Raw genomic sequence first — 21,028 nt, 5'->3', positions numbered from 1 at the left:
TGTGACAAGCGGTCGCATCGTGAGGATGTCGTCGGTGTCCGGGTCAGGGACTGGTCGAGCTTGAGCACCACTACGAAGGCTGGCGACTCGCCAGCATCTTGGACTGATACCAAAGGGTATTCGCGCGCGGAGCCGCACGAGCCAAAGCTTGATCACCACGCCGTGCAATATGCATGCAATGATCTTGCCGGCGAGAGCCGTACGGCAAGGATCGCCGCAGGTCAGAGGTAATGGCCGGCTGGGAAAGGTCGCGTGCTGTAAAACCGTCGGCTCAGCCTACCCAGGTTCGAACCCTGGACCTGCCACCAGCAGGAAAAAGAGCCCCTGACCAGCAGAGATGCCGGTTGGGGGCTTCTTCGTTTCTTGATCCGTGAGTGCCCCTGATTTCCCACTGTTCCCCGTGAGATATGGCACGGGTGTGGCACGTGATCAAGCCCGAACCCAGCACGGACGCGCACGCCTCGCCCTCCCGATCATCCCGTTCGCCTCGACCCACCGCGAAGCGGCAGCGGGCCGGCGACGGAGGGGCAAGTGATATCCCCGACGGTGAGCCTTCCTCAGGCAGGGAGCACGGCAGCGAACTCGTGGATGTCGCAGGCGAGCGAATCCGGCTCCTCATGCGGGGCGAAGTGCCCGCCGCGGTCGAAGCGGGTGTAGCGCACGACGTGGTAGGTCCGCTCGGCGTACTCGCGCGGCGGCACGGAGATGTCGTACGGGAATGCGGCGACAGCGGTCGGCACGTCGCCCATCACCGGGCGTGGAAGAGGGTGCGCGACGTAGTCGAAGTAGGGCCGGAACGATGTGCCGATCGTGTTGGTGAACCAATAGAGCGATGCATGCACCAGGATCTCGTCGTCGCTCCAGCGGGCGGTGACGTCTCCACCGCAGTCGCTCCAGGCGCGATACTTCTCAAGGATCCAGGCCAACAGGCCGACCGGAGAATCTGTCAGGCCGTATGCCAGCGTCAGGGGCCTGGTCTGCTGCTGGTGCTGGTAGGCCCCGCCGTCGTTTGTCCAGGATTCGATCCCTGACAGGTATGCCTCCTCGGCTGCAGTGAGGTCGCTATGGTCGGCGGCCGCCATGACAGCCATCAGATGGATGCCTGCGACCGCTTCGGGATGGGCGGCTCCGAGACGCGAGGTGATCCCAGCGCCGAGGTCGCCCCCGTGCGCGACGTAGCGGTGGTAGCCAAGACCTGACATGAGGCGGTGCCAGACCTCGTACGTCGGAACCTCGGCCGGAGCCGCAGCAGGCTGATCGGAGAAGGTGAATCCGGGCAGGGACGGTACGACGACATCGTGTCCTAGATCGGCGAGCCGGTGCGCCAGGGGGACCATCTCGGCGAAGGTGCTCGGCCACCCGTTGGTCAGGATGATCGGGAGACCTGCTGGCGTTTTCGTGCGCAGGTGGAGGAAGTGCACGCTCTGGCCGCTGACGGTCGCGATGCGCTGCGGCTCGGCATTCAGGCGGCGTTCGTGCCTGCGCCAGTCGAACCCGTCGGCCCAGTAGCCGACGAGGCGTGTAAGGACGTCCCGGTCGGTTCCTGCCGACCAGGAGGGTTCGGGCCAGTCTCGAGGCCACCGCGTCGACGACAGGCGATGTCGCAGGTCTGTGAGGTCGTGCTCCGGTACCTCGATGGCGAAGTCGGCAACTTCGAGTGTGGTCATGACTCCTCTTCCGGAATCTCAGAGCGTCCGAGTCGCTCTGATGCCGACGCGGTCATGAGAGCAGCTGGCGCCCGGAGCCCGCAGAGCACGCCGTAGCCGCTGGCCTTGAACCCGGACTGCTCGAACTCTGTTCGGTTGTAGCGCGGGCCGCGTCCGGGTAGAGCGACTCGGTCGGCTCGCCGAGGCGGGCGCGCCACTCGCGGGTCATCTCGTCTCCGTACACCTCCAGAGCACCGGCCTCGACACCGTCGAGCGCCGCCCGGACCACGTCGGCAGGGTCGGCCAGCGACCAGCCCTCCTCGTTCTTCGCCCATGCGGACATGTCCGTGTCCACCAGCGCCATGGCCAGGGCGGTGACCTGCGTGCCCTGCCCGGCCAGCTCCAGCCGGACTCCGTTGGTCAGCTGCCACGCGGCTGCCTTCGACGCTCCGTAGGTATCGGCGAACCCGAACGCCCGAAACGAGCTCTGCGAGAGGACATTGAGGATGGCTCCGCCGCCGTTGACGTTGAGGATGGGCGCGAAGGCCCGCACCATGCGCAGGCTGCCCCAGAAGTTCACCTCCATCTCCTGCCGCGCGTTCGCGAGGTCGCTGCCGATGAACGAGCTGAGCGTCGCGACCCCGGCGTTGTTGATCAACAGGGTCACGTCACCCGCCACCGCAGCAGCCGCCTCGACGGAGGCGTCGTCGGTCACGTCCAGGCGCAGCGGCACTGCGCCCGGTACGTCGACCGACTCGGGTTTCCGGGCGGCCGCGTAGACCTTCGCCGCTCCCCGCTCCAGCAGTTCGGTGACGAAGTGCCGGCCGAGTCCGCGGTTCGCCCCGGTGACCAGGGCAATCTGGTCCTTGATCTCCATGTGCTCTTCCTCTCCCCGGGCCACGCGTTGTCGTGGGCGGCGTCGACACCGGCGAGTGCGGCGGTGATTGAGTCGGCGTCGGTGAGGTCGGCCACGACGTTCACCACGCCGGGAACGGGTCGCTCGGGGTCGCGGATCATGGCCCGTACGTTGACACCCCGAGCTTGCAGGGCGGGGACGAGCGCGGACCCGAGCCCGAGCTGCCCTCTGGTCAGCGGTCGCCGTGCGGGCCGGGGGCAGCGCTGCCCTCGTAACTGGCAAGGTCCGACACCAGTTGGGTGAGTTCGGGGTCGTTGTCGTAGCGGCGCTGGTGCAGTGCGGCGATCTTCGCGGCCAGGTCCGGGTCGTCGTCGTCGACCACGTCGTAGGACACAAATTTGTCGACCAGTGGCAGCCCGATCATGTCCGTGTGGTGGTGAGCCGGGTGGATCAGGTACTCCCAGTACCCCTCCAGGTCTTCGATCGCGTAGATCGCGGCGATCTCGTACTCGCCGCCGAAGTCACGGCCGACGATGAACGACTTCACTGACGGGATCACCCGCCCCTGGTTACGCATGCTCTCCAGCGCCTCCTCCAGCTTCTCAGGAGCCACGCCCGGCTTGACGGTAATCCGCGTGCTGTGATAGATCATCGACCTTTTCCTTTTCTCTTGTCCGGTACGGCAGTCACCGCACCAGTAATTCGCATGGTCAACCACTCGCTTCGAGTGGGCAGAACAACGGAACGCAACGGGGTCAGCGGTTTCTGGGCCGAGGAGTTGATGGTTTGCGCGGGCCGGTGGGGACGGGCGCAGACACTCGCCGGAGACGATCGCGCCGTGAGATGCCCGATTCCTGTCGAGCCCCCGTGATCAGTACGACGGACACGTGCTTCTCCGATCTTCCAGGGACGATGGGTTATCGCCTCTGGGAGAGTGCTTCGAGAAACGTGTCGTAGGTGCCCTCGGCCTGGGCGTTGCGGAACGGCTTGACCGCGTCCACGAGCACCTCGTGCCCGTCCGGGTCGGCTCGCAGGATGCTCATCACCTCGTCGAGGAAGCCCTCGAGCGGCATGGCCTCTTCCCGCTCCTCCTGGTTCATCAGCTTGGTGCGCACCGGCGGCGGGGCGATCTCGACGATCCCCACGCTGGTTCCGGCGAGCTGGACGCGCACCGCCTCGGAGAAGGCATGGATGCCGGACTTGGTGGCGGAGTACGTCGGCGTGAGCGGCAGGGGAACGAACGCAAGGCCCGAGCTGACGTTCACGATCCAGGCCTCGGCGCGGCCGAGCAGGTGCGGAAGCACCTCCGCGACGATGCGGATCGGTCCGAGCAGGTTGGTCGCGACCGACTCCTCGGCGACCGGTAACCAACCCGGCTCGAGAACGTTCTCCGGCAGCATGATGCCGGCGTTGTTGACGACGACGTTGAGCTCAGGGTGCCGCTCGATGACGGTGCGCACGCCGTTCTTGATCGACTCGGCGTCGCTGACGTCGATGACGACGCCGTCGAAGCCGAATCGTGCGCTGACCTCGTCGATGGCGTCCTTGCGGCGGCCGGCGATGACCACCTCGTTGCCTTCGTCCTTGAGGCGGCGGGCCAGCCCCAGGCCGATTCCGGAGGTGGCGCCGGTGATGAGAACGGTGTTTCCGGTGATCTTCATGTCTTCTCCGTGATGTGGATGGTGGAGCAATGTGGTTTGACAGTGCGCCTGCTGCGGCGTTCGTGGAAGGGAGCCCTCTTCGGGGTAACGGGGCCCCAGAAACACGTGCCCGTCGACGGGCTCAGGACGTGGCAGGGTCGAAGCGGATCACGGGCAACGGCCGCCCTGCCTTGGCCTGGTACGACGCGAAGGCGGGCGCGATCTTTACGAAGCGTCCGAAGGCGGTGCCGCGTTCGTCGCCGGTGAGCTCGGTTGCCCGGACGGGGACGGTGGCGATGTGGCCGCCGACCACTGCCTCGATCTCGATGTCGGGGTGTGCGCGTAGGTTGACGACCCAGGCTGGGTCGCGTGGTGCACCCATGGCCGAGCCGACGACGAGCCATGCGTCGCCCTCGCGCAGAGACATGGCGGGATTGATGCGCTCGGTGTTGGTGCGTACGCCTCGGTGGTGGATGAGGACGAGATGGGTGCCCCAGGCGCCGACCCGGCCCTGGTTGGCTCGGAACTCGGTGATCACCTGGTCGTTGAACTCGGTCATGGTCGGTCCCTTCCGTTCTTGGTGTCGGCCGGGCCGGAGTTCCGGGGCGGCCGGCGAGGGGTCAGTTCATGAACATGCCGCCGTCGACGTTCAGGGTCTGGCCGGTGACGAAATCGGCGTCGGGTGAGGCGAGGAAGAAGATCGGGCCGACAAGGTCTCCGGCGTGCTGGTCGCGGGGGATCGCCCGGCCTTCGCGCTGGGACGTGATGAGCTCAGGCGGGAAGTGCTCGAGCACCGGGCCGGTCAGGGTCAGGCCCGGCGTCAGGAGATTCACGGTGATGCCGGCGTTGCCGACCTCGCGGGCGAGGCTGCGGGTGAATCCGACCAGTCCGGCCTTGGCGGTGACGTAGTGGACCTGTCCGGCCACCCCGGGGTACATCGAGGCCGAGCCGACGTTGACGATGCGTCCCCACCCGCGGCCGGTCATCAGCGGAAGCAGCGCGTGGGTGACCAGGTAGTAGCCCGTCAGGTTGGTGTCGATCACGGCCCGCCAACGCTCAGGGGTGGTCTCGGCGAACAGGTCGAAGGGGAAGAAGCCGGCGACGTTGAGGAGCACATCGACCCCACCGGCCACACATGCGGCTTCGGCGATCCGGCGTACGTCGTCCTCGTCGGCGATGCTGCCGGCGACGGTCACCAGACTGTCGCCGGCGCCCAGGCGGGTGGCGAGCTTGTCGAGTGCGTCCGCCGACAGGTCGGTGGCGATGACGCGGTCGCCGTTGCCGAGGAATCGCTCGACGAGTGCGGCGCCCATGCCGCCGGCGGCGCCGGTGATGACGACGACCCTTCCGGTGGCGTGGTCGTCGGTCTGGTCGGGAGTGAGTGTGGTGGACATCTGGTCCTTCTTTCGGGCGAACCGGTGATCGGGATCGGTCAGCGCACCGGGAGGGTGTCTGCGAGGGTCGGGTAGATCGGTGTAGCCGCGGAGCCGGAGCGCACCGCACCGCCACTTTCAGTCGCACCACTCGGCATGTCATGCGGTCAGCTCGCGTAGGCGGCGACACGTTCGCGTCGGTAGGAGTAAGTCACCTGCGTCGCCGCCGGCCATCGGTCGTCGTCGCGCCGGGCGATTATCGTTTGAGCTCCAGCGTTTCGGTGAAGCCCAGGCGCCGTACGAAGGCCTCGCGCGTCAGGTCGCTGAAGGCCATGACGTGATCGACCCCTGCTCGGGCGGCATCCACCACGGACCGGAACGGCTTGGCGCCGACCGGAAGGGCGAGGATGCGCCGAATCTCGTCGGCCACGTCCTGCGGGTCGGCGGTCGTCCCCGGTACGAAGAGCTGCTCGTGCGCGGTGTGGGTCCTTGCGACGAGCGGGTCGAGCTCGGCGTACTGGGCGGCCACGTGCTCGTCGGTGGCCCTCGAAGCGTTCGGGAAGTGCTGCGTGCCCTGAGTGATCGCCCCAGGCATCACGATCGACGTCTCGATGCCGAACTGCGACACCTCGTAGGAGGTCACCACGGCGAGCGCGTCGAACGCCGCCTTCGAGGCCACGTAAGGGCCGAGGAAAGGCGGAGTGGTCACGACGATGGTGCTGCCGACGTAGAGGAGGGTCCCGGAACGGTGCTGCCGCATGTGCGGCAGCACCGCACGGTTCACCCGGTGCGCGCCGATCGCGTTGACGTCCAGCAGGTGAGCGATGTCGTCGTCGGTGAACGCCTCGACATATCCGATGAACAGGTGTCCGGCGTTGTGCACGACGGTGTCGAGGTGACCGGCATCGTCGAGAATGCTTGCCACCGCTGCCTGGGCCGACTCTTCGGCAGTGATGTCGAGCTCGACGACCCGCAGGTCCTGCCCCTCACGGCGGCCGAGCTCGACGAGTTCGGCAGCGTGGCCGGCATTGCGCCCGGCGACGTCGCGCATGCTCGCGTACACGGTGTGACCCGCCGCCGCCAGCGTGCGGGCGGTCAGGTTTCCGATCCCGGTGGCAGCACCGGTGACCAGGACGACGTTCTTGTCCGACTCAGGCATGACGATTTGTCCTTCTGAAGGGGAATGGTCGGAGGTCAGGCCATGCCGCCGTTGGTGAACAGGACCTGGCCGTTGACCCAGCGGGCCGGTCCGGCCAGGAACGCGACGGTCTCGGTGATGTCCTGCGGGGTGCCGAGCCGTCCCATCGGATTCATCGAGGCGATCTGGTCGATCAGCTCCCGGCTTTTGCCCTCAAGGAACAGAGGGGTGGCGGTGGGGCCGGGGGCGACGGCGTTGACCGTGATGTCACGGCCACGCAGCTCGCGCGCCAGGATCAGCGTGATGCCCTCGATGGCCGCCTTCGACGCGACATAGGCGCCGTAGGTGGGCAGCTGCGTGCGCGTGACCGACGTGGAGAAGTTGATGATCGCACCCCCGGCACGCAGCCGGTTGGCCGCGAGCTGAGAGACGACGAACGTGCCGCGGATGTTGGTGCGGTGCATGCGGTCCAGGTCTGCCAGGTCCAGTGTCGCGATGGGCGACAGCAGCATGATCCCGGCGGTGTTGACGACCACGTCGATCCCGCCGAAGGCGGCCTCGATGGCGTCGAACGCCACGGACATGGCCTGCTCGTCGGCAACGTCGCCGCCGACGGCGATCGCCTGGCCACCGGACCCAATGATCTGGCCGACGGTCTCCTCGGCACGGTCCTTGCTGCCCGCGTAGTGCACGGCCACGGCGAAGTCGGCGGCTGCCAGCCGCTCGACCACGGCGCGGCCGATGCCGCCCGAACCGCCGGTGACGAGTGCGACCCGCTGTGCGCTGGTGTTGTTCATGGCTCTGCCTTCGATAGGATATGGACGAAGTGTTCACATATGACGATACGCAAAAATGAACGATCTGTCCATAAGTGAGGTGGCAAGTGTCCGAGAGCACTGACGTACGACGGGGCCGAGGTCGTCGGCCGGCCGCAGAGGTGCGCGCTGAAGTGCTCACAGCAGCCGGACGCATGCTGCTGCGAGACGGCATGCAGGCGGTCACCTTCGAGCGCGTGGCGACCGAGGCGGGAGCGAGTAAGACAACCCTCTACAAGTGGTGGCCGTCGCCGGGTGCGCTCGCGGCCGAGGCGTACTTCGCCCACAGCCAACGGGTGCTGGACTTTCCCGACACCGGCGACCTGCGTGCCGACCTGATCACCCAGCTCGGCGCGTTCGTCCGCTGGCTGAAGGACGAAGGAGCAGAGCAGCCCGTGTCCGAGCTCATCGGCATCGCGCAGACGGACCCGGACGTCGCACACGCATGGTCGGAGAGTTACGCGCTGCCCCGCCGCGAACTCGCCCGGCAACGCTTGCGCATCGCCCAACAACAGGGCCAGCTGCGCCAAGACGCCGACCTCGACGTCATAGTCGACCAACTCTGGGGCGCCTGCTACCACCGGCTGCTCGTGCTCAAGGTCCCCTTCGACGAATCGATCACCGAGCGCCTGGTCACTCAGGCCCTCTATGGAGCGGCATCACCAGATCTGTGACCTACCGCCCCGGGCCCTGGGTTCAACAGATCACGATGCCGCCCAGGACACGGATCTGGGGCTTGACATGCGGAAACGCCTGGCTGGTCGTCAGTCCTTGAGCTGGTGATCAGTCCCAATGCGTTCTCGGCAGGGCCGTGCAAGGTGCAAAGGGGCGCTCTCGGCGCGGGACTGTAAAACACCGCCGGGCGCGCTCCACCGGCCCCGGCTCGGGGTCGAGATCGGCGGGACGACGTCCGATCCGATCTGAACCGAGGCGTACGCGGGGAATGCGCGCCCGAGCGGGCCCGCGCACACCACCTGCACGCCGAGGGCTGGAAGGTGTCGGAGAAGTCGCAGCCCGGATGGCTGAGCCCGGCAGGCACCTAACGTGCCCCTACATGATCGGGTAGGTGTCATCCAGCTCGTGCCGGTCGGCCGGGAGCAGGATCTCCACCACGACCAGCGGGGCACCAGACCAGAGGCGTCGCGGACCGCGCCGAACACGGCCAGCAGTGGGGTGTTCCTTGGCATGGCAAGCTGCTCGGTCTCGCCCGCGGTGGGTGAAATCGTTCGAGTCTGAGGCTGGCTCTCCGGTTCACCTCCCCTTACCATCGAAGGTATATATCATCAAAGGTATGCTCGAGATCGCGTTGGAGCCCGAGGTGGAGACATGGTTGGCGGAATTGCCGTTCGGGCAGTTCCAGCGTGTGATGGCGAAGGTGGACCGGTATCTCGCGGAGAGAGGTGGTCTGCCGGACGATGATCACGTCAAGGGCTTGCGTGATGGTGTCAGTGAGTTGAGGTTCCCCCTCGGGGACCGGTCCTGGCGGGTCACGTTCTGGAGGCCCGGGGGCAGGGCGATCATTCTGCTCACGGTGTTTGCCAAGACCCGCAACGGACCGCAGCATGATGACGTGGAGCGTGCGGTCAAGGCCAAGAAGACTTGCCAGCTCGAACATGACATGACCGTTACCCACGTGTTCGACAGGAGGTCGTGATGGCTGGACACAGTACCTGGAAGACGCTGAAGTCCAAGCGGCTTCTGGAAGGAGAGGCTGAAGAGCACCCCGAGTACACCCGAGCCGTCCGGGACATGGACCTGGGGGAAAGGCTTCGTGAGGTTCGTGTGGCGAGAAACCTGACCCAGGCCGAAGTCGCCAGGCGAGCAGGGATCTCCCAGCCAGCTCTATCGCGTATTGAGCTGGGCGGGGGAGTGCCCACGCTGGAGATGCTTGAGCGGATCAGCAGAGCGATTGGCGTTCGGTTCACCATCTCCGTGGGAGACGAGGAAGCGGAACAGATCGATCTTCTGGCCGGTTAGCCGATCGAAAGGCAGGGTGACCGTGCCGCCAGCCAGGGCGAGAGAGTAACAGGGGACACGCGCCAGATGCGGTGGCCGCAGGTCAGGGTCACGATCGAGGTGCTCGACCACACTATGTTGATCATCGTGCAACAGGGCGACCCCAAGCTGCTACGGCACTAGGCAAGCCCAGCGGAACCGATTCTTTCGGCTTAAGCCTGTCTGCGTTCTTTGGCGGCCAATTGCCGGGGAACGCCGATCGGCCCACGTGCACAGTGAGGCGGCGGGTGTGCGCGCCGCGCATGGTTCACCGGGGACACGACCCCACCCGAGTAGATTGTGCGGACGTGAATAACGATCTTCAGGCGAGGAGTCGGTTTGTGGGCGTCGAGATTGAGATCCTCCGGGAGGCGAGCGATGACCTCGTGACCGCGCTCGGCCGGCTTCTGCCGCAACTGTCCACGACCGCGAAGGCCCTTGATCGCGAGACCGTCGCTCGGCTACTGGCCTTCGAAGCGAACACGGTACTGGGCGCTCGCCTTCAAGGTCGGTTGGTAGGCACGTTGACCTTGGTCACCTTTCCCCTGCCTTCCGGGGTCCGTGCGCGCATCGAGGACGTTGTGGTGGATGAGGGCGCGCGCGGGCGGGGTGTAGCGGCGGCACTGACGGACAAGGCTCTACAACTGGCCGGAGAAATGGGCGCACGCACTGTCGATCTGACGTCTCGGCCGTCGCGAGAGGCGGCAAATCGCCTGTACGAGCGTGCAGGGTTCCAGCGGCGGGACTCGACGGTCTACCGGTTGGAGTTGGATCCCGCCGGACCATAAGCAGTGGACTCCAACCGCCGGGCCATTAAGCAGGGCGACGAGGGGGCAGCCACGGCCACTCATGACCTTCTCAAGCCGCAGGTCACCGCCCTTACGAGGCGTGTCCAGGCAATTCCCCAGCCGACAGGGCGGGCAGAGGACCGTCACCGACGGAAACGCGGTGACGGGCCTCTCGTGTCGGGTCCGGCCGTCTACGGGGCGATCACCAGTGGCGTCGTCGCCGGCGTGACCATCGCGATCGTCTCGTTCAGTCCGCCCGCGCGGCGTGGGCCGCGGTGAAGGCAAGGAGGAGTGCGGCGGTACGCGGCGGATCTTCCAGAATGGGCGAGTGCCCGACACCGGGCAGCAACTCGATTTTCGCGCCCGGAACGACACGGTAGTCGGCGGCGGATGAGGATCGCCATCTCCGGTCTTCCTCGCCGAAGATCACCAGCAGCGGCATGCCGAGGACCATCAGCCGATCCGGGAGCGCCCGCTGCTCCAGGTAGGCGCGGCCCGCCCGCATTACCGCGGTGAACGCGTGGTAGGTCATACCGCGCAGATCGTCCACGAACTCTTGTGGGATCTGGTAGTCCGCGCGGCCGAAACCGGTGCTCGCGAGCTGGCGGATCTGCTCGTCGGTCGGCGGCCACTGCGAGGAGCCGCTCGCGGCGGACTCCGGTGCGATGTACGCGTCCATGCTGGGTCCGGTGTTCACGAGAGCGAGCGCGGTCACCAGGTCGGGGCGTTGTTCGGCGAGGGCGGTGGCGACCGCGCCGCCGCTGGAATGGCCGACGACTATGGCGTGTTTGACGCCGAGCCGGTCCAGTTCCACGCCGACCCGGCGTCCCTGCTCGGGGGTCTCGTAGCCGCGATCGGCGGCCGGTTTGGCTGACCGGCCGTGCCCGAGCAGGTCGACCCGGATGACGCGATGGGATCCGGTCAGCATCGGAACCAGCATGTCCCATGAGCGGGCCGAGGACGCGGTCCCGTGGATGAGCAGCAGTGCGGGGGCGTCGCGGGGACCGTCCTGGCACAGGTAGATGTCGCCGTCGTCCGGGGACAGGGGCGAACTCTCGGTGGCCTCGGCCTCGGCCTCGGCGTCGCCGTTCACGTGCGGTTGCCCGTCAGGAGTAGTCATGAGGCCACTGTCGCCGCCAGTACGCGCTGGCGGATTGGACATATGTTCCCTTCAATCGGCCCGCATAGCATGGGGCGGTGCGGACCTTCGTGCACGGCGCGGCTGTGTGGGACGTCGCATGTCCGCAGCGGCCCAGTCGGGTGGCCGGTGTCACCATGGCCGGGTTCGGCGTCCGTTCCCTGGACGCGCTCCGGATGGTCCCGCACCCGGCCGTGACGCTGCTTCTGGAGTTCGGCGCCGGTTCGTCCGTCCTGGACCATGCCGCCGGGCGGCAGCAGTTGGGATGCGTCGTCGCCGGGCCCGGGTTCGGGTCCGGAGGCGCGGTCTGGGCGCGGGGCGAGAACGTCGAGTGCGTGCAGGTCCGCCTGTCCCCGATGATCGCACGCGCGGTTCTGGGCGCCTCCCCAACCGACTTCGACGGCGCTGTGGTGGTCCTGGACGATCTGTGGGGCCGGGAGGCGGCACGAATCCGTGAGCAACTGAGCGATGCCTCGTCGTGGCAGGAACGCTTCGCGTTGACGGACGCGCTGCTCGCCCGCCGGCATGAGGCGGGGGCGCCGATAGACCCGGAGGTGGCCTGGGCCTGGCGCCGGATTGCCGGCAGCCGCGGCCGGGTCCGGGTCGAAGGACTGGCGGCCGAGGTCGGATGGAGCCGTAAGCGCCTGTGGTCCCGGTTCCGCTCGCAGCTCGGCCTGCCGCCCAAGCGCGCGGTGAAGCTGGTCCGTTTCGACCATGCCGTCCACCGCCTGGTCGCGGGTGAAGGTGCCGCCCGAGTCGCGGCCGACGCCGGCTACGTCGACCAATCCCACCTGCATCGGGACGTCATGGCGTTCACCGGAGTGACCCCCGTGACCGTGGCCGGCGAGTCGTTTCTGGCGGTCGACGACATGGCCTGGCCCAGCCGCGAAGCACCCGCCGGTTCGGTCGCCGGTCGGAGGTGAGACGGCTACCGCCGGGAGCCTGATCACAAATTGGCGGGAGGGGCACTAGCTCGTTGAGGCGGCGGTGACCTCACGTAGGGCGCGGGTGAGGGCGGGAAGCGCGACGGCCAAAGCCGAGCGCTCGGTGTCGGAAAGCTGGCCGCATTTTCGGCCGGCGTCCGGCCCTCAGGTCGAGGGTGCCGTCTTGGCGACGACCGTTTCAGACGGACATGCTCATCGAGTGACAAATGCTGCCGCAGCGTGCGCCGTTCGAACTGCCCGCCCCGAGGATCTGGTGGCCGTCTTGCAGGTCTACGCCGCAGAACACGTCCCAGATGGTGGCTCTCCGCGCGAGGCTTCGGATCTGGAACGGCAGACCTGGGAACAGATGATGCGATCCAGCGGACTCACCGTCTATCTCGCCGAGGTCGACGAGCAGGTGGTAGGGACGGCAACGCTGATGGTGATGCCGAACCTGACCTACGGTTGTGCCCCCACCGCGTTCGTCGAGGCGGTCGTGGTCGCTGCAGCTCATCGTCGCAAGGGCATGGCCGCCGCGATCATGCGTCGGCTCCTCAACGACGCTCGATCTGCGGGATGCAACAAGGTCCAGCTTCTGTCTCACAAGCGCCATGCCACCGATGGCGCGCATCGGCTCTACACCTCGTTGGGGTTCGAGCCGGAAGCGGAGGGATTCCGGCTCTATCTCCAGCAGGTCCCGGCCGCGGTTCAGACCGCCAGGCTGGCACAGGGCTGAGAGGCGCCCCTGAGAACGCCCGCCTCCAGTTGTGTGGGCGTCGGTCGTAGGGGCGCTTGGCGTGGGCGTGGGGGAGGATGTCGGCGCCGCCGTGCCCGGTGTCATCGTCCGCCGGTGTAGCGGGCGACGAGTTCGGTGCCGATGCGGGTGAGTTCGTCCTGGACGGAGGGGGGTTCGACGACCTCGATCATCGCGCCCCAGCCGGCGAGGTGGCGGGCGATGTCCAGGGGAGTCGGGGCGGCGAGGCGGACCCGCACGCGTCCTTGCTCGGGGTCGCCGTCGGCGTGGCAGTGCCGTCCGAACTGGTCGCGCAGGATCGGCACGAACCGCTCCTCGACGAGCACGGTCGCCCAGGTGCGGGAGCGGCGCCGTTCGACCTCGTCGACGACCTCCTGCCAGGCGTTGGCGAGGACGAGGTCGTCGGGGCGGTCGGCGGCCTGATCGGTCGGCTCGGCCTGGATGATCCGGTCGACGCGGAAGGTTCGCCGCCCTCGGTCGGTTCCGGCGAGGAGGTACCAGACGTCGTCCTTGTCGATCAGGCCCCATGGATCGACCAGCCGCTCCGTTCGCTCTCCGGCGCGACCGGCGTACGTCAGGCGGATCTTGCGGCGGCGGACCACGGCGGTCTGCAGCAGGTCCACCGTGGCGGGCCGGGGGCGGTCGCGTTCGCCCCACCGGGTGGGGTCGATCATCGTGGCTTCGGCGGCGGCCTCGGCGTCGGCCCGGAAGGTCCGGGGCAGGGCCCGTACGAGCTTGCGGAGCGCCGCTTTGGCCTCGGACGAGACGGCCGTGGCGGGGCCGACGAGCAGGAACAGCGCCTGTGCCTCGGCGGCGGTCAGGCCGCTGAGGTCGGTACGGGCACCGCCGACGAGGGACCAGCCGCCGCCGCGTCCAGGCTGCGGATAGACCGGGACGCCCGCCGCCGACAGCGCCTCCAGATCCCGGCGGGCGGTGGCGACGGACACCTCCAGCTCGGCGGCCAGTTCCGCCGCGGTCACCCGGCCACGGGCCTGCATCAGCAGCAGGACGGCTACGAGACGGTCAGCACGCATGGCCCCAGATTCTCCAACAAAGTGCTCAGAAGGTGAGCACTTTTGAGCAGAGGATGGGAGATATCACCCACTGAGGAAGGGACCCACCCATGTTGCGCGGCCTCACCACCATCAGCTTCTTCGCCGACGACGTCGCCGCCGCCGCCCGCTGGTACGGCGAACTGCTCGGCATCGAGCCGTACTTCGCGCGTCCGATCGAGGGGACGCCGGCCTACGTCGAGTTCCGCGTCGGCGACTACCAGCACGAACTCGGCATCATTGACAGCCGCTTCGCCCCGCATCGTCCGGATACGGCCGGCGGCGCGGTGGCCTACTGGCACGTGGACGACGTCGAGGCCGCCTTCGAGCGGCTGCTGTCCCTGGGCGCCACGGCGCACGAGAAGCCGATCGAGCGCGGACCCGGCTTCGTCACCGCTTCCGTGGTGGACCCCTTCGGCAACGTCCTCGGCGTCATGTACAACCAGCACTACCTTGAGGTCCTGGACCGATGATGCTCTTTCCGTCCGTCGTCGGCGTGGCCCGCCGGGCACCACGAGCGGATGTCGGCCGGGCGGCGCTCTCCGGGGGGCCGCCGGCCGGTCGGCTACCCTGTGCCGGTGATCTCCGATGACGACGCCGAGGCCCGACGGGCGGCAGTGATCGACGCCGACCACACCGCTCCGCGGGGAGATTCCTCCCGTGTGATCCTGCGAGGGATCACCCGCCATGACCAGGACGAGTTTCTCCGGCTGGCCCGCGCCAGCGTCGACCTGCACCATCCGTGGATGTCCCTGCCCGCCACGGCGGAGGAGTTCGAGGCGTACGTCGGGCGGTTCGACGACCAACTGTCCAACCAGGGGCTGCTCGTCTGCGTACGTGACACCGGTGCCATAGCCGGCAACGTCAATATCAACAGCATCATTCGCGGACGGTTCCAGTCCGCCTCCCTCGGCTACGCGGCTTTCGCTCCCACGGCCGGTCAGGGATACATGTTCGAGGGCCTCGGCCTGGTGCTGCGCTACGCGTTCGAGCAACTGCGCCTCCACCGGCTGGAGGCGCAAATCCAGCCGGACAACCACGCCTCCTTGCGGCTGGTCCAGCGCCTCGGGTTCCGCTGTGAGGGATACGCGCCCGATCTGCTGTACATCGACGGAGCCTGGCGCGATCACGAACGGTGGGCCATCACCAACACCATGGCGGGCATTCCGAGCGCGCCGCATCCAACGCTGCCCATCCGCTGAAGTACCTGATTCGCGGAATTAGCCCAGTCTCCACGACGCACTTAATACGGCCGACCGGTGTCAACCGGATGGCGTCGCGCGCCGTCTCTCCTGTATCCCCTTTGTCACAACAGGAGGCGTCTTGCGCATCCGCCCCATGCTCTCGGCCGTCGTGGTGGGCGGCCTGATCCTTCTCTGCTCGCCCGCGCGGGCCGCCGTACCCGAAGCGCGGCGGGACACGGTCACCGACATCGTCGATTACGAATGCACCACCTCGGGCGCGGCCGAGAAGCAGGAGGTCAAGGTCAAGATCGAGCTGACGATGCCGACCGACGCCACGGTGGATCGGCAGATGTCCATCGGCTGGCACGGAACGTACGCCGACGGCAGCGAGCTGAGGGTGCCCGCCACGGGGCTGCCGAGTGGCACCAAGCTGTACGCGTACGCGGCTATCAGCGGGCTGTCCCAGTTGTCGTCGGCGACAGGAGCGGAAGAACTCGCCACGCTCAGCCCTGGGCAGATCCTTCCCCTGCCGGCGACCACGGTCTCTCTGAGCACCACCGCCAGAAACACGGGCACGGCGACGGTACGGCCGGGCGCCATCAACTTCGGGACCGAAACCGGACCGTCGTCGATCAAGTGCGAGGTGCGGAACGCCGGCGCTCTCAAGACCTATACCCTCACCGTCGCCTCCGCAGGCGGCCAGCCGAGCCACTCCGCCACCCCGACGTCGAGCCCCGAGCCGACCCCCAGCGCCACGACGAGCGCGAGCAGCCTGCCGACGCATACCGTCACGGTGACCGTGACGAAGTCCCCGGAGGAACCGAGGGAGAAAGACAACGAGGTGTTCAAGACGCCGCGGGGCGGAGCCGCAACCGGCGGAGGCGGTGAGACAGGCCCGGACGGACGAGTGATCGTGTTGATCGGCTCGGTGGTCACCCTCGCGGCCGCCACCGGACTGCTCCTGCGCCGTCGCAGAGGCTTCAGCAAGGGCTGAGACCCTGGGGCGCGCCGTCGTGTTTCGCGATGTCCTGGACGCGAGCGAGCAGTTTCGGAGAAGCCCCGCGTGGACGCGGATGGCTAGCGTGGTCTGCATGGTTACGTCACTCACGCATTCGCACATCTACGTCTTTGACCAGGACGAAGCTCTCGATTTCTACGTCGGCACGCTGGGCCTGGAGGTCCACTCCGATTTCGATATGGGGTTCATGCGCTGGCTGACCGTCAACGTGCCCGGCCAGCCGGAGCGCCAGATCCTGCTGGAGAAGCCCGGCCCGCCCGCGCTGGACGAGGCGACGGCCGATCAGGTACGGGAACTGGTCGCCAAGGGCGCGATCGGCCTGACCATCTTCAGCACGGACGACTGCCGCACGACATACGAGTCGCTGCGCGCCAAGGGCGTCGAGTTCACGCAGGAGCCGACCGAGCACTTCTACGGCATCGACTGCGCGCTGCGCGACCCCTTCGGCAACGCGATCCGGATCACCCAGCCGGCCACGGAGCCCCAGGAGCCCACGGCGGGCTGCTGACCGGACACGTAAGGAGCGGTGGGCCGGTCACCGGGCGGAGGCCACAGGGAGCAGGGAGAAGGGAGAAGGTGACCGCGGAAAGGTGGATGCGACAAAGCGGGAGGAAAGCTATCGTCGCATCCATGCGTTGGGGGCGCCTCGCCGCATTGGCGGCCGTGCTTTTCCTTGCCGCCGGATCGATCCCGCGCGCCGACGAGCTCGCCAAGGTCGTCGGCTACGCCTATGCCTCCCGGGGCATCCCGTACTCCTGGGGAGGCGGCCACGGGAAGCGGCCGGGCCCGTCTCAGGGGACCTGTCGCGGCTACAGCGGGTCCGTACGGCCCTGCCCGGCGGAGCGCACCCTGGGCCTGGACTGCTCCGGCTTCACCCGATGGATGTACCGGCTCGCCTACGGCGACGACGTGCTGGGCCGGGGCACCACGGACGACCACATCCGTCGGATGCGCAGGGTGCGTACGCCCAGCCCCGGTGATCTCGTGTTCTACGGCAGCCGGAGGAAGACCCATCACGTCGGCGTCTACATCGGCGGCGGCAAGATGATCAATGCCTTCGCTACCGGCACGACCACGCGGATCGATGACATCGGCGAGGTGAAGGACCTGCTCGGCTTCTATCACTACTCGGGCTGACGGACGTCTCGCCGGAGCTGGCGTGGTTTGTGATGCTCTGAGAAATTGACGGGGCAAAGCGATAGTTTGTCGGATTATGGAACGGCGATGGGTGGGTCCCGACGGTTACGAGATCGTGCCCGCGATCCGGGACGGCCGCCAGGTGCTCCAGGTCTGGAGGCACGGGCTGCCCATCGCCGACTGCCGTTCAGTCGAGGAGGTCGCCCGGCATGTCGACCTTGCCGACCTTTGTGAAGTGATCCCCTTCCCGACGCGTGACGACGACCGCCGGGCCGCGCTCCCGTAGTTCCCCACGAGCCGGGCGCGCCCCCTCTAACCTCGGAGAATCCCGGTCTCACGAGGGGGAACCATGCGCCTGCCCGCCGCACTCCGCCCGGCCGTGCTCTGCCTGGCCGCCCTGAGCCTCGCCGCCTGCGCGAGCCAGGCCGTCCGTACGGCTCCCGCCGAGGAGGCGCCGATCTACGTGCTCAACCTGTACGGCGACGAGAACGGCAGGAACGATCAGCGTCCCCCGTCCCTCGTGCTGTCGGAGTTCAGCACCGTCAGCGGGATGAGCTGGCGGAGCTGGGGACCCGAGCGGGCGGTCGGCGTCGGCCGGCTGAGCGGCACCTGGTGCCTCCCGCGCTGCCAGGACCACCCCTACGGCGCGACCGTCACCCTCAGCGACGTCGTGCCGTACAGGGGTGACGGCTATTTCACCAGGTACGCGATCAAGGCGAGCCTGCCCGCGGCCGAGAGGGAGACGGCCGATCTGAAGGGCTCCCTGCCGGCGCCGCAGGACGAGTAGCGGCCGCCCTTTTCATGGTCAGGACGGTGGCCGGACGCACAAGATCGCAGGTCGGCCGCGCCGGGGCCGGAGCGGCGGCGTGCCGATTCAGGAGCCGCTTCTCGCAGCGCGTTGCGCGGCCGCACTTTGATTTCGCATCAACCGCTGGGGACGTGTATGGTTGCACCTGTCCGCAGCGCGAGAGCGGCGGCGGGCACGCCCCTATAGCTCAGTCGGCAGAGCGTCTCCATGGTAAGGAGAAGGTCAACGGTTCGATTCCGTTTGGGGGCTCTCGCTAACAAGTCCCGCTCGATCTTTCGGGCGGGTCTTTTGGCGTGATGGGAGGGGTTCACTCCTCCCATCAGAAACGGTTTGGGTTTCTCTCGTGAGTTCCGGCACACTGGGGGATACCTGAACCCGATCAGGGGCTGTATGCGGGTGCGCAACAGCCGTACAGGTCGGGTATCCTTGCGTGGCCGGTCGATTTTGCCGGTTCAAGGCGGAGTAGCTCAGTCAGGCAGAGCAAGCGGCTCATAATCGCTGTGTCGCCGGTTCAAGTCCGGCCTCCGCTACTACCCTTCTCGGTTTCTCTCACACAGGGAGCCGAGTTTCGGGTTGTCCAGTAGTCCCAGACGTAGAAAGGCACTCCCACGTGGCTGCCACAGACGTTAGGCCGAAGATCACGCTGGCCTGCCAGGAGTGCAAGCACCGCAACTACATCACGCGGAAGAACCGGCGCAACGACCCGGATCGGCTTGAGCTGAAGAAGTACTGCCCCAACTGCAAGACGCACCAGGCGCACCGCGAGACGCGCTAACCGGCGTCTTCCGGGCAGAACGTCGCGACGTGCTGCCCATCGCGCTCCTGGAAACCAGGGCAGGGCGCACCACGCCTCCCAGGCGGTAGGGCTTCCGGAGAAGTCGCCCGCAGCGCCCGCGAGAGCAGGGCGAGAGAAGCGTGCGTTCGAACGCGCCGAGGTGAGACACGGGGTGTCCCTTGGCAGCGGACGAGGTGCTGCCCAGGGCGAGGGTATGCGGTGCCCGCGGCAGGCGGTAAACCCGGCAGGTCATAAAACGCGTAACCGGCGTTCCCGAAGTGGAGCGCCGGTTTCTCGCGTCTTCGGGCCCGGAAATCCGAGGCCCGGAACTCTCCGAGGCGCCGATCTCTCCGGGGCATGAATCTCTCCCGGCACGGAACCTCCCGGGCGCGGGGCGCGAACGCCGTGTCATTGGGAAGCCCGCTTTGTCGTCTCGATACAGAACCATGGTGGGCGTCGTTGGCGCGAGGCGACACATGATCCAACCGGCCGGCCGGGCTAACGTTGGTCCTGGCCGGCGTACGGCGAAAGCCCGACCCACGACAGCCGAATGTTGTTCTGTTACCGTCGGCCTTTCCGCTCTGTAGCCGCGAAGGAGCATGGGCACCGATGGCTTTGAACCGTGATTTCGTCGGGCGGGCGTATACGGCGCCCACCCCTTACGAGGTCAGCCGCGTGAAGATCAAGGAGTTCGCCACCGCGATCGGCGACACCAACCCGATCTACGTCGACCGGGCCGCCGCCGCCGAGGCCGGACACCCCGACGTCGTCGCGCCGCCGACCTTCCCGATCGTGTTCAGCCTGGCCAGCGCCGGCGAGGCGTTCGCCGACCCCGAGCTCGGTCTCAACTATGCGATGGTCGTCCACGGTGAGCAGCGCTTCGAGTACCAGCGCCCCATCTACGCCGGCGACCAGCTCATCTGCACCTCCACGATCACCGAGATCCGCAGCGTGGGCCGCAACGAGTTCCTGACCGTGCAGGGCGACGTGACGACCCCCGAAGGTGAGCTCGTCTGCCGGACCTACAACGTCATTGTCGAGCGCGGAGGGGCGGCGTAACCATGGCTGCGACGGTCAAGTACGACGAGGTCACGGTCGGGCAGGCGATCCCCGCCGTCGAGTTCCCCGTGCACCGGGTGGACCTGGTGAAGTACGCGGGCGCCTCCGGGGACTTCAACCCGATCCACTGGAACGAGCGCTTCGCCAAGTCCGTGGGCCTGCCGGACGTCATCGCCCACGGCATGTTCACGATGGCTCAGGGCGGACGCTTCGTCACCGACTGGGCGGGCGACCCGGCCGCGGTCGTCGACTACGGCGTCCGTTTCTCGTCCATGGTGGTCGTGCCCGACGACGACAAGGGCGCCGTGATCACGGTCAGCGGCATCGTCGAGGAGAAGCTCGAGGATAAGCGCGTCGTGGTCGTTCTCACCGCCAAGTCGGGTGACAGCAGGGTCCTGTCCAAGGCCCGCGCCATCGTCCAGCTCTCCTGACCCCGGTTTCCCGGCCGAGGTTTGCGGGAGAACGCGGGGGTAAGCGTCCCCGCATGACGCGATCGAGCGAGCAGCGTGGTGAGGGGAACGACCGGGAGCCGGTGAAGGGCGCCGAGTCCGCACGGCGCTGCGGCCCCGGCTCTCCTCAGCCGGAGCCGGAGCCGGCGCCGGACCGCTCCGACTCCGCCCCCGGATCCGAGGGGGCGCGGACCGCCCGTGGTGCCTCCCGGCGGGCCGAGCGCCCCTCGAAGCACGAGATCTACCCGGGAGGGACGATCGAGACGGCCCTCACGCCGTCGGGAGAGCCGTCCATGGTCGCCTCCCAATTGCTGTGGGACGGGAGCAGCGCGACGTCCCGCGTCGACCAGGCCATCGCCGAGGCGATCAGCGAGCGCGCGGACGAGGCGGACGAGGCGGACGACGACGCTCGGCCGGACGCCGACCGGCCGTAGGCTGGGGCGTGCCGCGGCGGGACCTCCCCCGCGGCCGTTTGTCGCT

General features: G+C 67.7%; 27 protein-coding genes, 2 tRNA genes and 1 pseudogene. 19 read left to right on the top strand and 11 right to left on the bottom strand.

Annotation, left to right across the window (positions count from 1 at the left end; genetic code table 11):
* Positions 1–557: 557 nt before the first annotated feature.
* The 9 genes and pseudogenes from AWQ71_RS36210 to AWQ71_RS36175 all read right to left on the bottom strand — a co-directional run bounded on the left by AWQ71_RS36210 (position 558) and on the right by AWQ71_RS36175 (position 7,450).
* Entirely contained in the window at positions 558–1,667 is a 1,110-nt protein-coding gene (locus tag AWQ71_RS36210) for an epoxide hydrolase family protein (protein ID WP_067142723.1), read from the bottom strand.
* A 52-nt stretch (positions 1,668–1,719) separates the two neighbouring features.
* The gene (locus AWQ71_RS36205; RefSeq protein ID WP_067142720.1) at positions 1,720–2,523 is read right to left on the bottom strand and encodes an SDR family oxidoreductase; all 804 of its coding nucleotides are present in this window, start codon (positions 2,521–2,523) and stop codon (positions 1,720–1,722) included.
* 50 nt (positions 2,524–2,573) lie between these two features.
* A pseudogene (locus AWQ71_RS44525) lies at positions 2,574–2,738 on the bottom strand (NAD(P)H-binding protein); the annotation flags it as partial.
* A complete protein-coding gene (locus AWQ71_RS36200) occupies positions 2,735–3,154 on the bottom strand; it encodes a Dabb family protein (RefSeq protein ID WP_067142716.1) in 420 nt (139 codons plus the stop codon). The gene AWQ71_RS36200 and the pseudogene AWQ71_RS44525, both read right to left, overlap by 4 nt.
* A 265-nt stretch (positions 3,155–3,419) precedes the next feature.
* Complete coding sequence (locus tag AWQ71_RS36195; protein WP_067142713.1) at positions 3,420–4,163, bottom strand: SDR family oxidoreductase; 744 nt, start codon at positions 4,161–4,163, stop codon at positions 3,420–3,422.
* 121 nt (positions 4,164–4,284) lie between these two features.
* Entirely contained in the window at positions 4,285–4,701 is a 417-nt protein-coding gene (locus AWQ71_RS36190; RefSeq protein WP_067142710.1) for a nitroreductase/quinone reductase family protein, read from the bottom strand.
* Between the two features lie 61 nt (positions 4,702–4,762).
* Positions 4,763–5,536, bottom strand: coding sequence for an SDR family NAD(P)-dependent oxidoreductase (locus AWQ71_RS36185; RefSeq protein ID WP_067142707.1), 774 nt, complete (start codon positions 5,534–5,536; stop codon positions 4,763–4,765).
* Between the two features lie 235 nt (positions 5,537–5,771).
* A complete protein-coding gene (locus tag AWQ71_RS36180; protein WP_067142704.1) occupies positions 5,772–6,674 on the bottom strand; it encodes an SDR family oxidoreductase in 903 nt (300 codons plus the stop codon).
* A 35-nt stretch (positions 6,675–6,709) separates the two neighbouring features.
* Positions 6,710–7,450, bottom strand: coding sequence for an SDR family oxidoreductase (locus tag AWQ71_RS36175; protein ID WP_067142701.1), 741 nt, complete (start codon positions 7,448–7,450; stop codon positions 6,710–6,712).
* Positions 7,451–7,524: 74 nt separating this feature from the next.
* Between AWQ71_RS36175 and AWQ71_RS36170 the strand changes: the two genes are divergently transcribed.
* From AWQ71_RS36170 to AWQ71_RS36155, 4 genes are all read left to right on the top strand, one after another.
* Positions 7,525–8,142, top strand: coding sequence for a TetR/AcrR family transcriptional regulator (locus AWQ71_RS36170; RefSeq protein WP_067142698.1), 618 nt, complete (start codon positions 7,525–7,527; stop codon positions 8,140–8,142).
* Between the two features lie 617 nt (positions 8,143–8,759).
* Complete coding sequence (locus tag AWQ71_RS36165) at positions 8,760–9,122, top strand: type II toxin-antitoxin system RelE/ParE family toxin (protein WP_067142695.1); 363 nt, start codon at positions 8,760–8,762, stop codon at positions 9,120–9,122.
* The gene (locus AWQ71_RS36160) at positions 9,122–9,445 is read left to right on the top strand and encodes a helix-turn-helix domain-containing protein (protein ID WP_067142693.1); all 324 of its coding nucleotides are present in this window, start codon (positions 9,122–9,124) and stop codon (positions 9,443–9,445) included. The genes AWQ71_RS36165 and AWQ71_RS36160 overlap by 1 nt, the downstream gene beginning before the upstream one ends.
* A gap of 359 nt (positions 9,446–9,804) precedes the next feature.
* A complete protein-coding gene (locus tag AWQ71_RS36155; protein ID WP_067142690.1) occupies positions 9,805–10,251 on the top strand; it encodes a GNAT family N-acetyltransferase in 447 nt (148 codons plus the stop codon).
* A gap of 247 nt (positions 10,252–10,498) precedes the next feature.
* Here the strand turns inward: AWQ71_RS36155 and AWQ71_RS36150 are convergent, their stop codons facing one another.
* Entirely contained in the window at positions 10,499–11,371 is an 873-nt protein-coding gene (locus AWQ71_RS36150) for an alpha/beta fold hydrolase (RefSeq protein WP_067142687.1), read from the bottom strand.
* A 77-nt stretch (positions 11,372–11,448) separates the two neighbouring features.
* On the opposite strand from AWQ71_RS36150, the gene AWQ71_RS36145 reads away from it, so the two are divergent.
* Entirely contained in the window at positions 11,449–12,312 is an 864-nt protein-coding gene (locus AWQ71_RS36145; protein ID WP_067142684.1) for an AraC family transcriptional regulator, read from the top strand.
* A gap of 274 nt (positions 12,313–12,586) precedes the next feature.
* Positions 12,587–13,048 (top strand): GNAT family N-acetyltransferase, encoded by a 462-nt coding sequence (locus AWQ71_RS41040; protein WP_169806715.1) that lies wholly within the window; start codon positions 12,587–12,589, stop codon positions 13,046–13,048.
* A gap of 101 nt (positions 13,049–13,149) precedes the next feature.
* Here the strand turns inward: AWQ71_RS41040 and AWQ71_RS36135 are convergent, their stop codons facing one another.
* Positions 13,150–14,100 carry a helix-turn-helix transcriptional regulator gene (locus AWQ71_RS36135; protein ID WP_067142681.1) on the bottom strand — a complete coding sequence of 317 codons (951 nt, stop codon included), beginning with the start codon at positions 14,098–14,100 and terminating at the stop codon, positions 13,150–13,152.
* Between the two features lie 89 nt (positions 14,101–14,189).
* Here AWQ71_RS36135 and AWQ71_RS36130 point away from each other — a divergent pair, with 89 nt between their 5' ends.
* From AWQ71_RS36130 to AWQ71_RS36070, 13 genes are all read left to right on the top strand, one after another.
* A complete protein-coding gene (locus AWQ71_RS36130) occupies positions 14,190–14,591 on the top strand; it encodes a VOC family protein (RefSeq protein WP_067142679.1) in 402 nt (133 codons plus the stop codon).
* Between the two features lie 105 nt (positions 14,592–14,696).
* Complete coding sequence (locus AWQ71_RS36125; protein ID WP_245658865.1) at positions 14,697–15,320, top strand: GNAT family N-acetyltransferase; 624 nt, start codon at positions 14,697–14,699, stop codon at positions 15,318–15,320.
* Between the two features lie 121 nt (positions 15,321–15,441).
* A complete protein-coding gene (locus AWQ71_RS36120) occupies positions 15,442–16,296 on the top strand; it encodes a hypothetical protein (RefSeq protein WP_157570781.1) in 855 nt (284 codons plus the stop codon).
* A gap of 97 nt (positions 16,297–16,393) precedes the next feature.
* On the top strand, positions 16,394–16,828 hold the full coding sequence (locus AWQ71_RS36115; protein ID WP_067142923.1) for a VOC family protein: 435 nt from the start codon (positions 16,394–16,396) through the stop codon (positions 16,826–16,828).
* A gap of 122 nt (positions 16,829–16,950) precedes the next feature.
* Positions 16,951–17,457 carry a C40 family peptidase gene (locus tag AWQ71_RS36110; RefSeq protein WP_067142673.1) on the top strand — a complete coding sequence of 169 codons (507 nt, stop codon included), beginning with the start codon at positions 16,951–16,953 and terminating at the stop codon, positions 17,455–17,457.
* 76 nt (positions 17,458–17,533) lie between these two features.
* Positions 17,534–17,743 carry a transposase gene (locus AWQ71_RS36105; RefSeq protein WP_067142670.1) on the top strand — a complete coding sequence of 70 codons (210 nt, stop codon included), beginning with the start codon at positions 17,534–17,536 and terminating at the stop codon, positions 17,741–17,743.
* A gap of 63 nt (positions 17,744–17,806) precedes the next feature.
* The gene (locus AWQ71_RS36100) at positions 17,807–18,244 is read left to right on the top strand and encodes a hypothetical protein (protein WP_067142666.1); all 438 of its coding nucleotides are present in this window, start codon (positions 17,807–17,809) and stop codon (positions 18,242–18,244) included.
* Between the two features lie 197 nt (positions 18,245–18,441).
* Positions 18,442–18,514 (top strand) — tRNA-Thr (locus AWQ71_RS36095).
* 207 nt (positions 18,515–18,721) lie between these two features.
* Positions 18,722–18,795: transfer RNA gene (locus AWQ71_RS36090), tRNA-Met, on the top strand.
* Between the two features lie 80 nt (positions 18,796–18,875).
* Positions 18,876–19,040: a 50S ribosomal protein L33 gene (gene rpmG / locus AWQ71_RS36085; RefSeq protein WP_030921771.1), complete on the top strand. Its 165-nt coding sequence runs from the start codon at positions 18,876–18,878 to the stop codon at positions 19,038–19,040.
* A gap of 609 nt (positions 19,041–19,649) precedes the next feature.
* On the top strand, positions 19,650–20,099 hold the full coding sequence (locus AWQ71_RS36080; RefSeq protein WP_067142664.1) for a MaoC family dehydratase N-terminal domain-containing protein: 450 nt from the start codon (positions 19,650–19,652) through the stop codon (positions 20,097–20,099).
* 2 nt (positions 20,100–20,101) lie between these two features.
* On the top strand, positions 20,102–20,530 hold the full coding sequence (locus tag AWQ71_RS36075) for a MaoC family dehydratase (protein WP_067142661.1): 429 nt from the start codon (positions 20,102–20,104) through the stop codon (positions 20,528–20,530).
* 53 nt (positions 20,531–20,583) lie between these two features.
* On the top strand, positions 20,584–20,982 hold the full coding sequence (locus AWQ71_RS36070; RefSeq protein ID WP_067142658.1) for a hypothetical protein: 399 nt from the start codon (positions 20,584–20,586) through the stop codon (positions 20,980–20,982).
* The last annotated feature ends 46 nt before the right edge of the window (positions 20,983–21,028 follow it).

The organism is Microtetraspora malaysiensis, from assembly GCF_001528665.1.
In the GTDB taxonomy this organism is placed as follows: domain Bacteria; phylum Actinomycetota; class Actinomycetes; order Streptosporangiales; family Streptosporangiaceae; genus Microtetraspora_A; species Microtetraspora_A malaysiensis.
This window is presented reverse-complemented; position numbering and strand designations above follow the sequence as displayed.

What these genes read in the sequence shown, in the direction of transcription:
- AWQ71_RS36210 (WP_067142723.1), bottom strand. Translation starts at nt 1,667, where the DNA reads ATGACCACACTCGAAGTTGCCGACTTCGCCATCGAGGTACCGGAGCAC.
- AWQ71_RS36205 (WP_067142720.1), bottom strand. Translation starts at nt 2,523, where the DNA reads ATGGAGATCAAGGACCAGATTGCCCTGGTCACCGGGGCGAACCGCGGA.
- AWQ71_RS36200 (WP_067142716.1), bottom strand. Translation starts at nt 3,154, where the DNA reads ATGATCTATCACAGCACGCGGATTACCGTCAAGCCGGGCGTGGCTCCT.
- AWQ71_RS36195 (WP_067142713.1), bottom strand. Translation starts at nt 4,163, where the DNA reads ATGAAGATCACCGGAAACACCGTTCTCATCACCGGCGCCACCTCCGGA.
- AWQ71_RS36190 (WP_067142710.1), bottom strand. Translation starts at nt 4,701, where the DNA reads ATGACCGAGTTCAACGACCAGGTGATCACCGAGTTCCGAGCCAACCAG.
- AWQ71_RS36185 (WP_067142707.1), bottom strand. Translation starts at nt 5,536, where the DNA reads ATGTCCACCACACTCACTCCCGACCAGACCGACGACCACGCCACCGGA.
- AWQ71_RS36180 (WP_067142704.1), bottom strand. Translation starts at nt 6,674, where the DNA reads ATGCCTGAGTCGGACAAGAACGTCGTCCTGGTCACCGGTGCTGCCACC.
- AWQ71_RS36175 (WP_067142701.1), bottom strand. Translation starts at nt 7,450, where the DNA reads ATGAACAACACCAGCGCACAGCGGGTCGCACTCGTCACCGGCGGTTCG.
- AWQ71_RS36165 (WP_067142695.1), top strand. Translation starts at nt 8,760, where the DNA reads ATGCTCGAGATCGCGTTGGAGCCCGAGGTGGAGACATGGTTGGCGGAA.
- AWQ71_RS36160 (WP_067142693.1), top strand. Translation starts at nt 9,122, where the DNA reads ATGGCTGGACACAGTACCTGGAAGACGCTGAAGTCCAAGCGGCTTCTG.
- AWQ71_RS36150 (WP_067142687.1), bottom strand. Translation starts at nt 11,371, where the DNA reads ATGACTACTCCTGACGGGCAACCGCACGTGAACGGCGACGCCGAGGCC.
- AWQ71_RS36135 (WP_067142681.1), bottom strand. Translation starts at nt 14,100, where the DNA reads ATGCGTGCTGACCGTCTCGTAGCCGTCCTGCTGCTGATGCAGGCCCGT.
- AWQ71_RS36130 (WP_067142679.1), top strand. Translation starts at nt 14,190, where the DNA reads ATGTTGCGCGGCCTCACCACCATCAGCTTCTTCGCCGACGACGTCGCC.
- AWQ71_RS36115 (WP_067142923.1), top strand. Translation starts at nt 16,394, where the DNA reads ATGGTTACGTCACTCACGCATTCGCACATCTACGTCTTTGACCAGGAC.
- AWQ71_RS36110 (WP_067142673.1), top strand. Translation starts at nt 16,951, where the DNA reads ATGCGTTGGGGGCGCCTCGCCGCATTGGCGGCCGTGCTTTTCCTTGCC.
- AWQ71_RS36105 (WP_067142670.1), top strand. Translation starts at nt 17,534, where the DNA reads ATGGAACGGCGATGGGTGGGTCCCGACGGTTACGAGATCGTGCCCGCG.
- AWQ71_RS36100 (WP_067142666.1), top strand. Translation starts at nt 17,807, where the DNA reads ATGCGCCTGCCCGCCGCACTCCGCCCGGCCGTGCTCTGCCTGGCCGCC.
- AWQ71_RS36080 (WP_067142664.1), top strand. Translation starts at nt 19,650, where the DNA reads ATGGCTTTGAACCGTGATTTCGTCGGGCGGGCGTATACGGCGCCCACC.
- AWQ71_RS36075 (WP_067142661.1), top strand. Translation starts at nt 20,102, where the DNA reads ATGGCTGCGACGGTCAAGTACGACGAGGTCACGGTCGGGCAGGCGATC.
- AWQ71_RS36070 (WP_067142658.1), top strand. Translation starts at nt 20,584, where the DNA reads ATGACGCGATCGAGCGAGCAGCGTGGTGAGGGGAACGACCGGGAGCCG.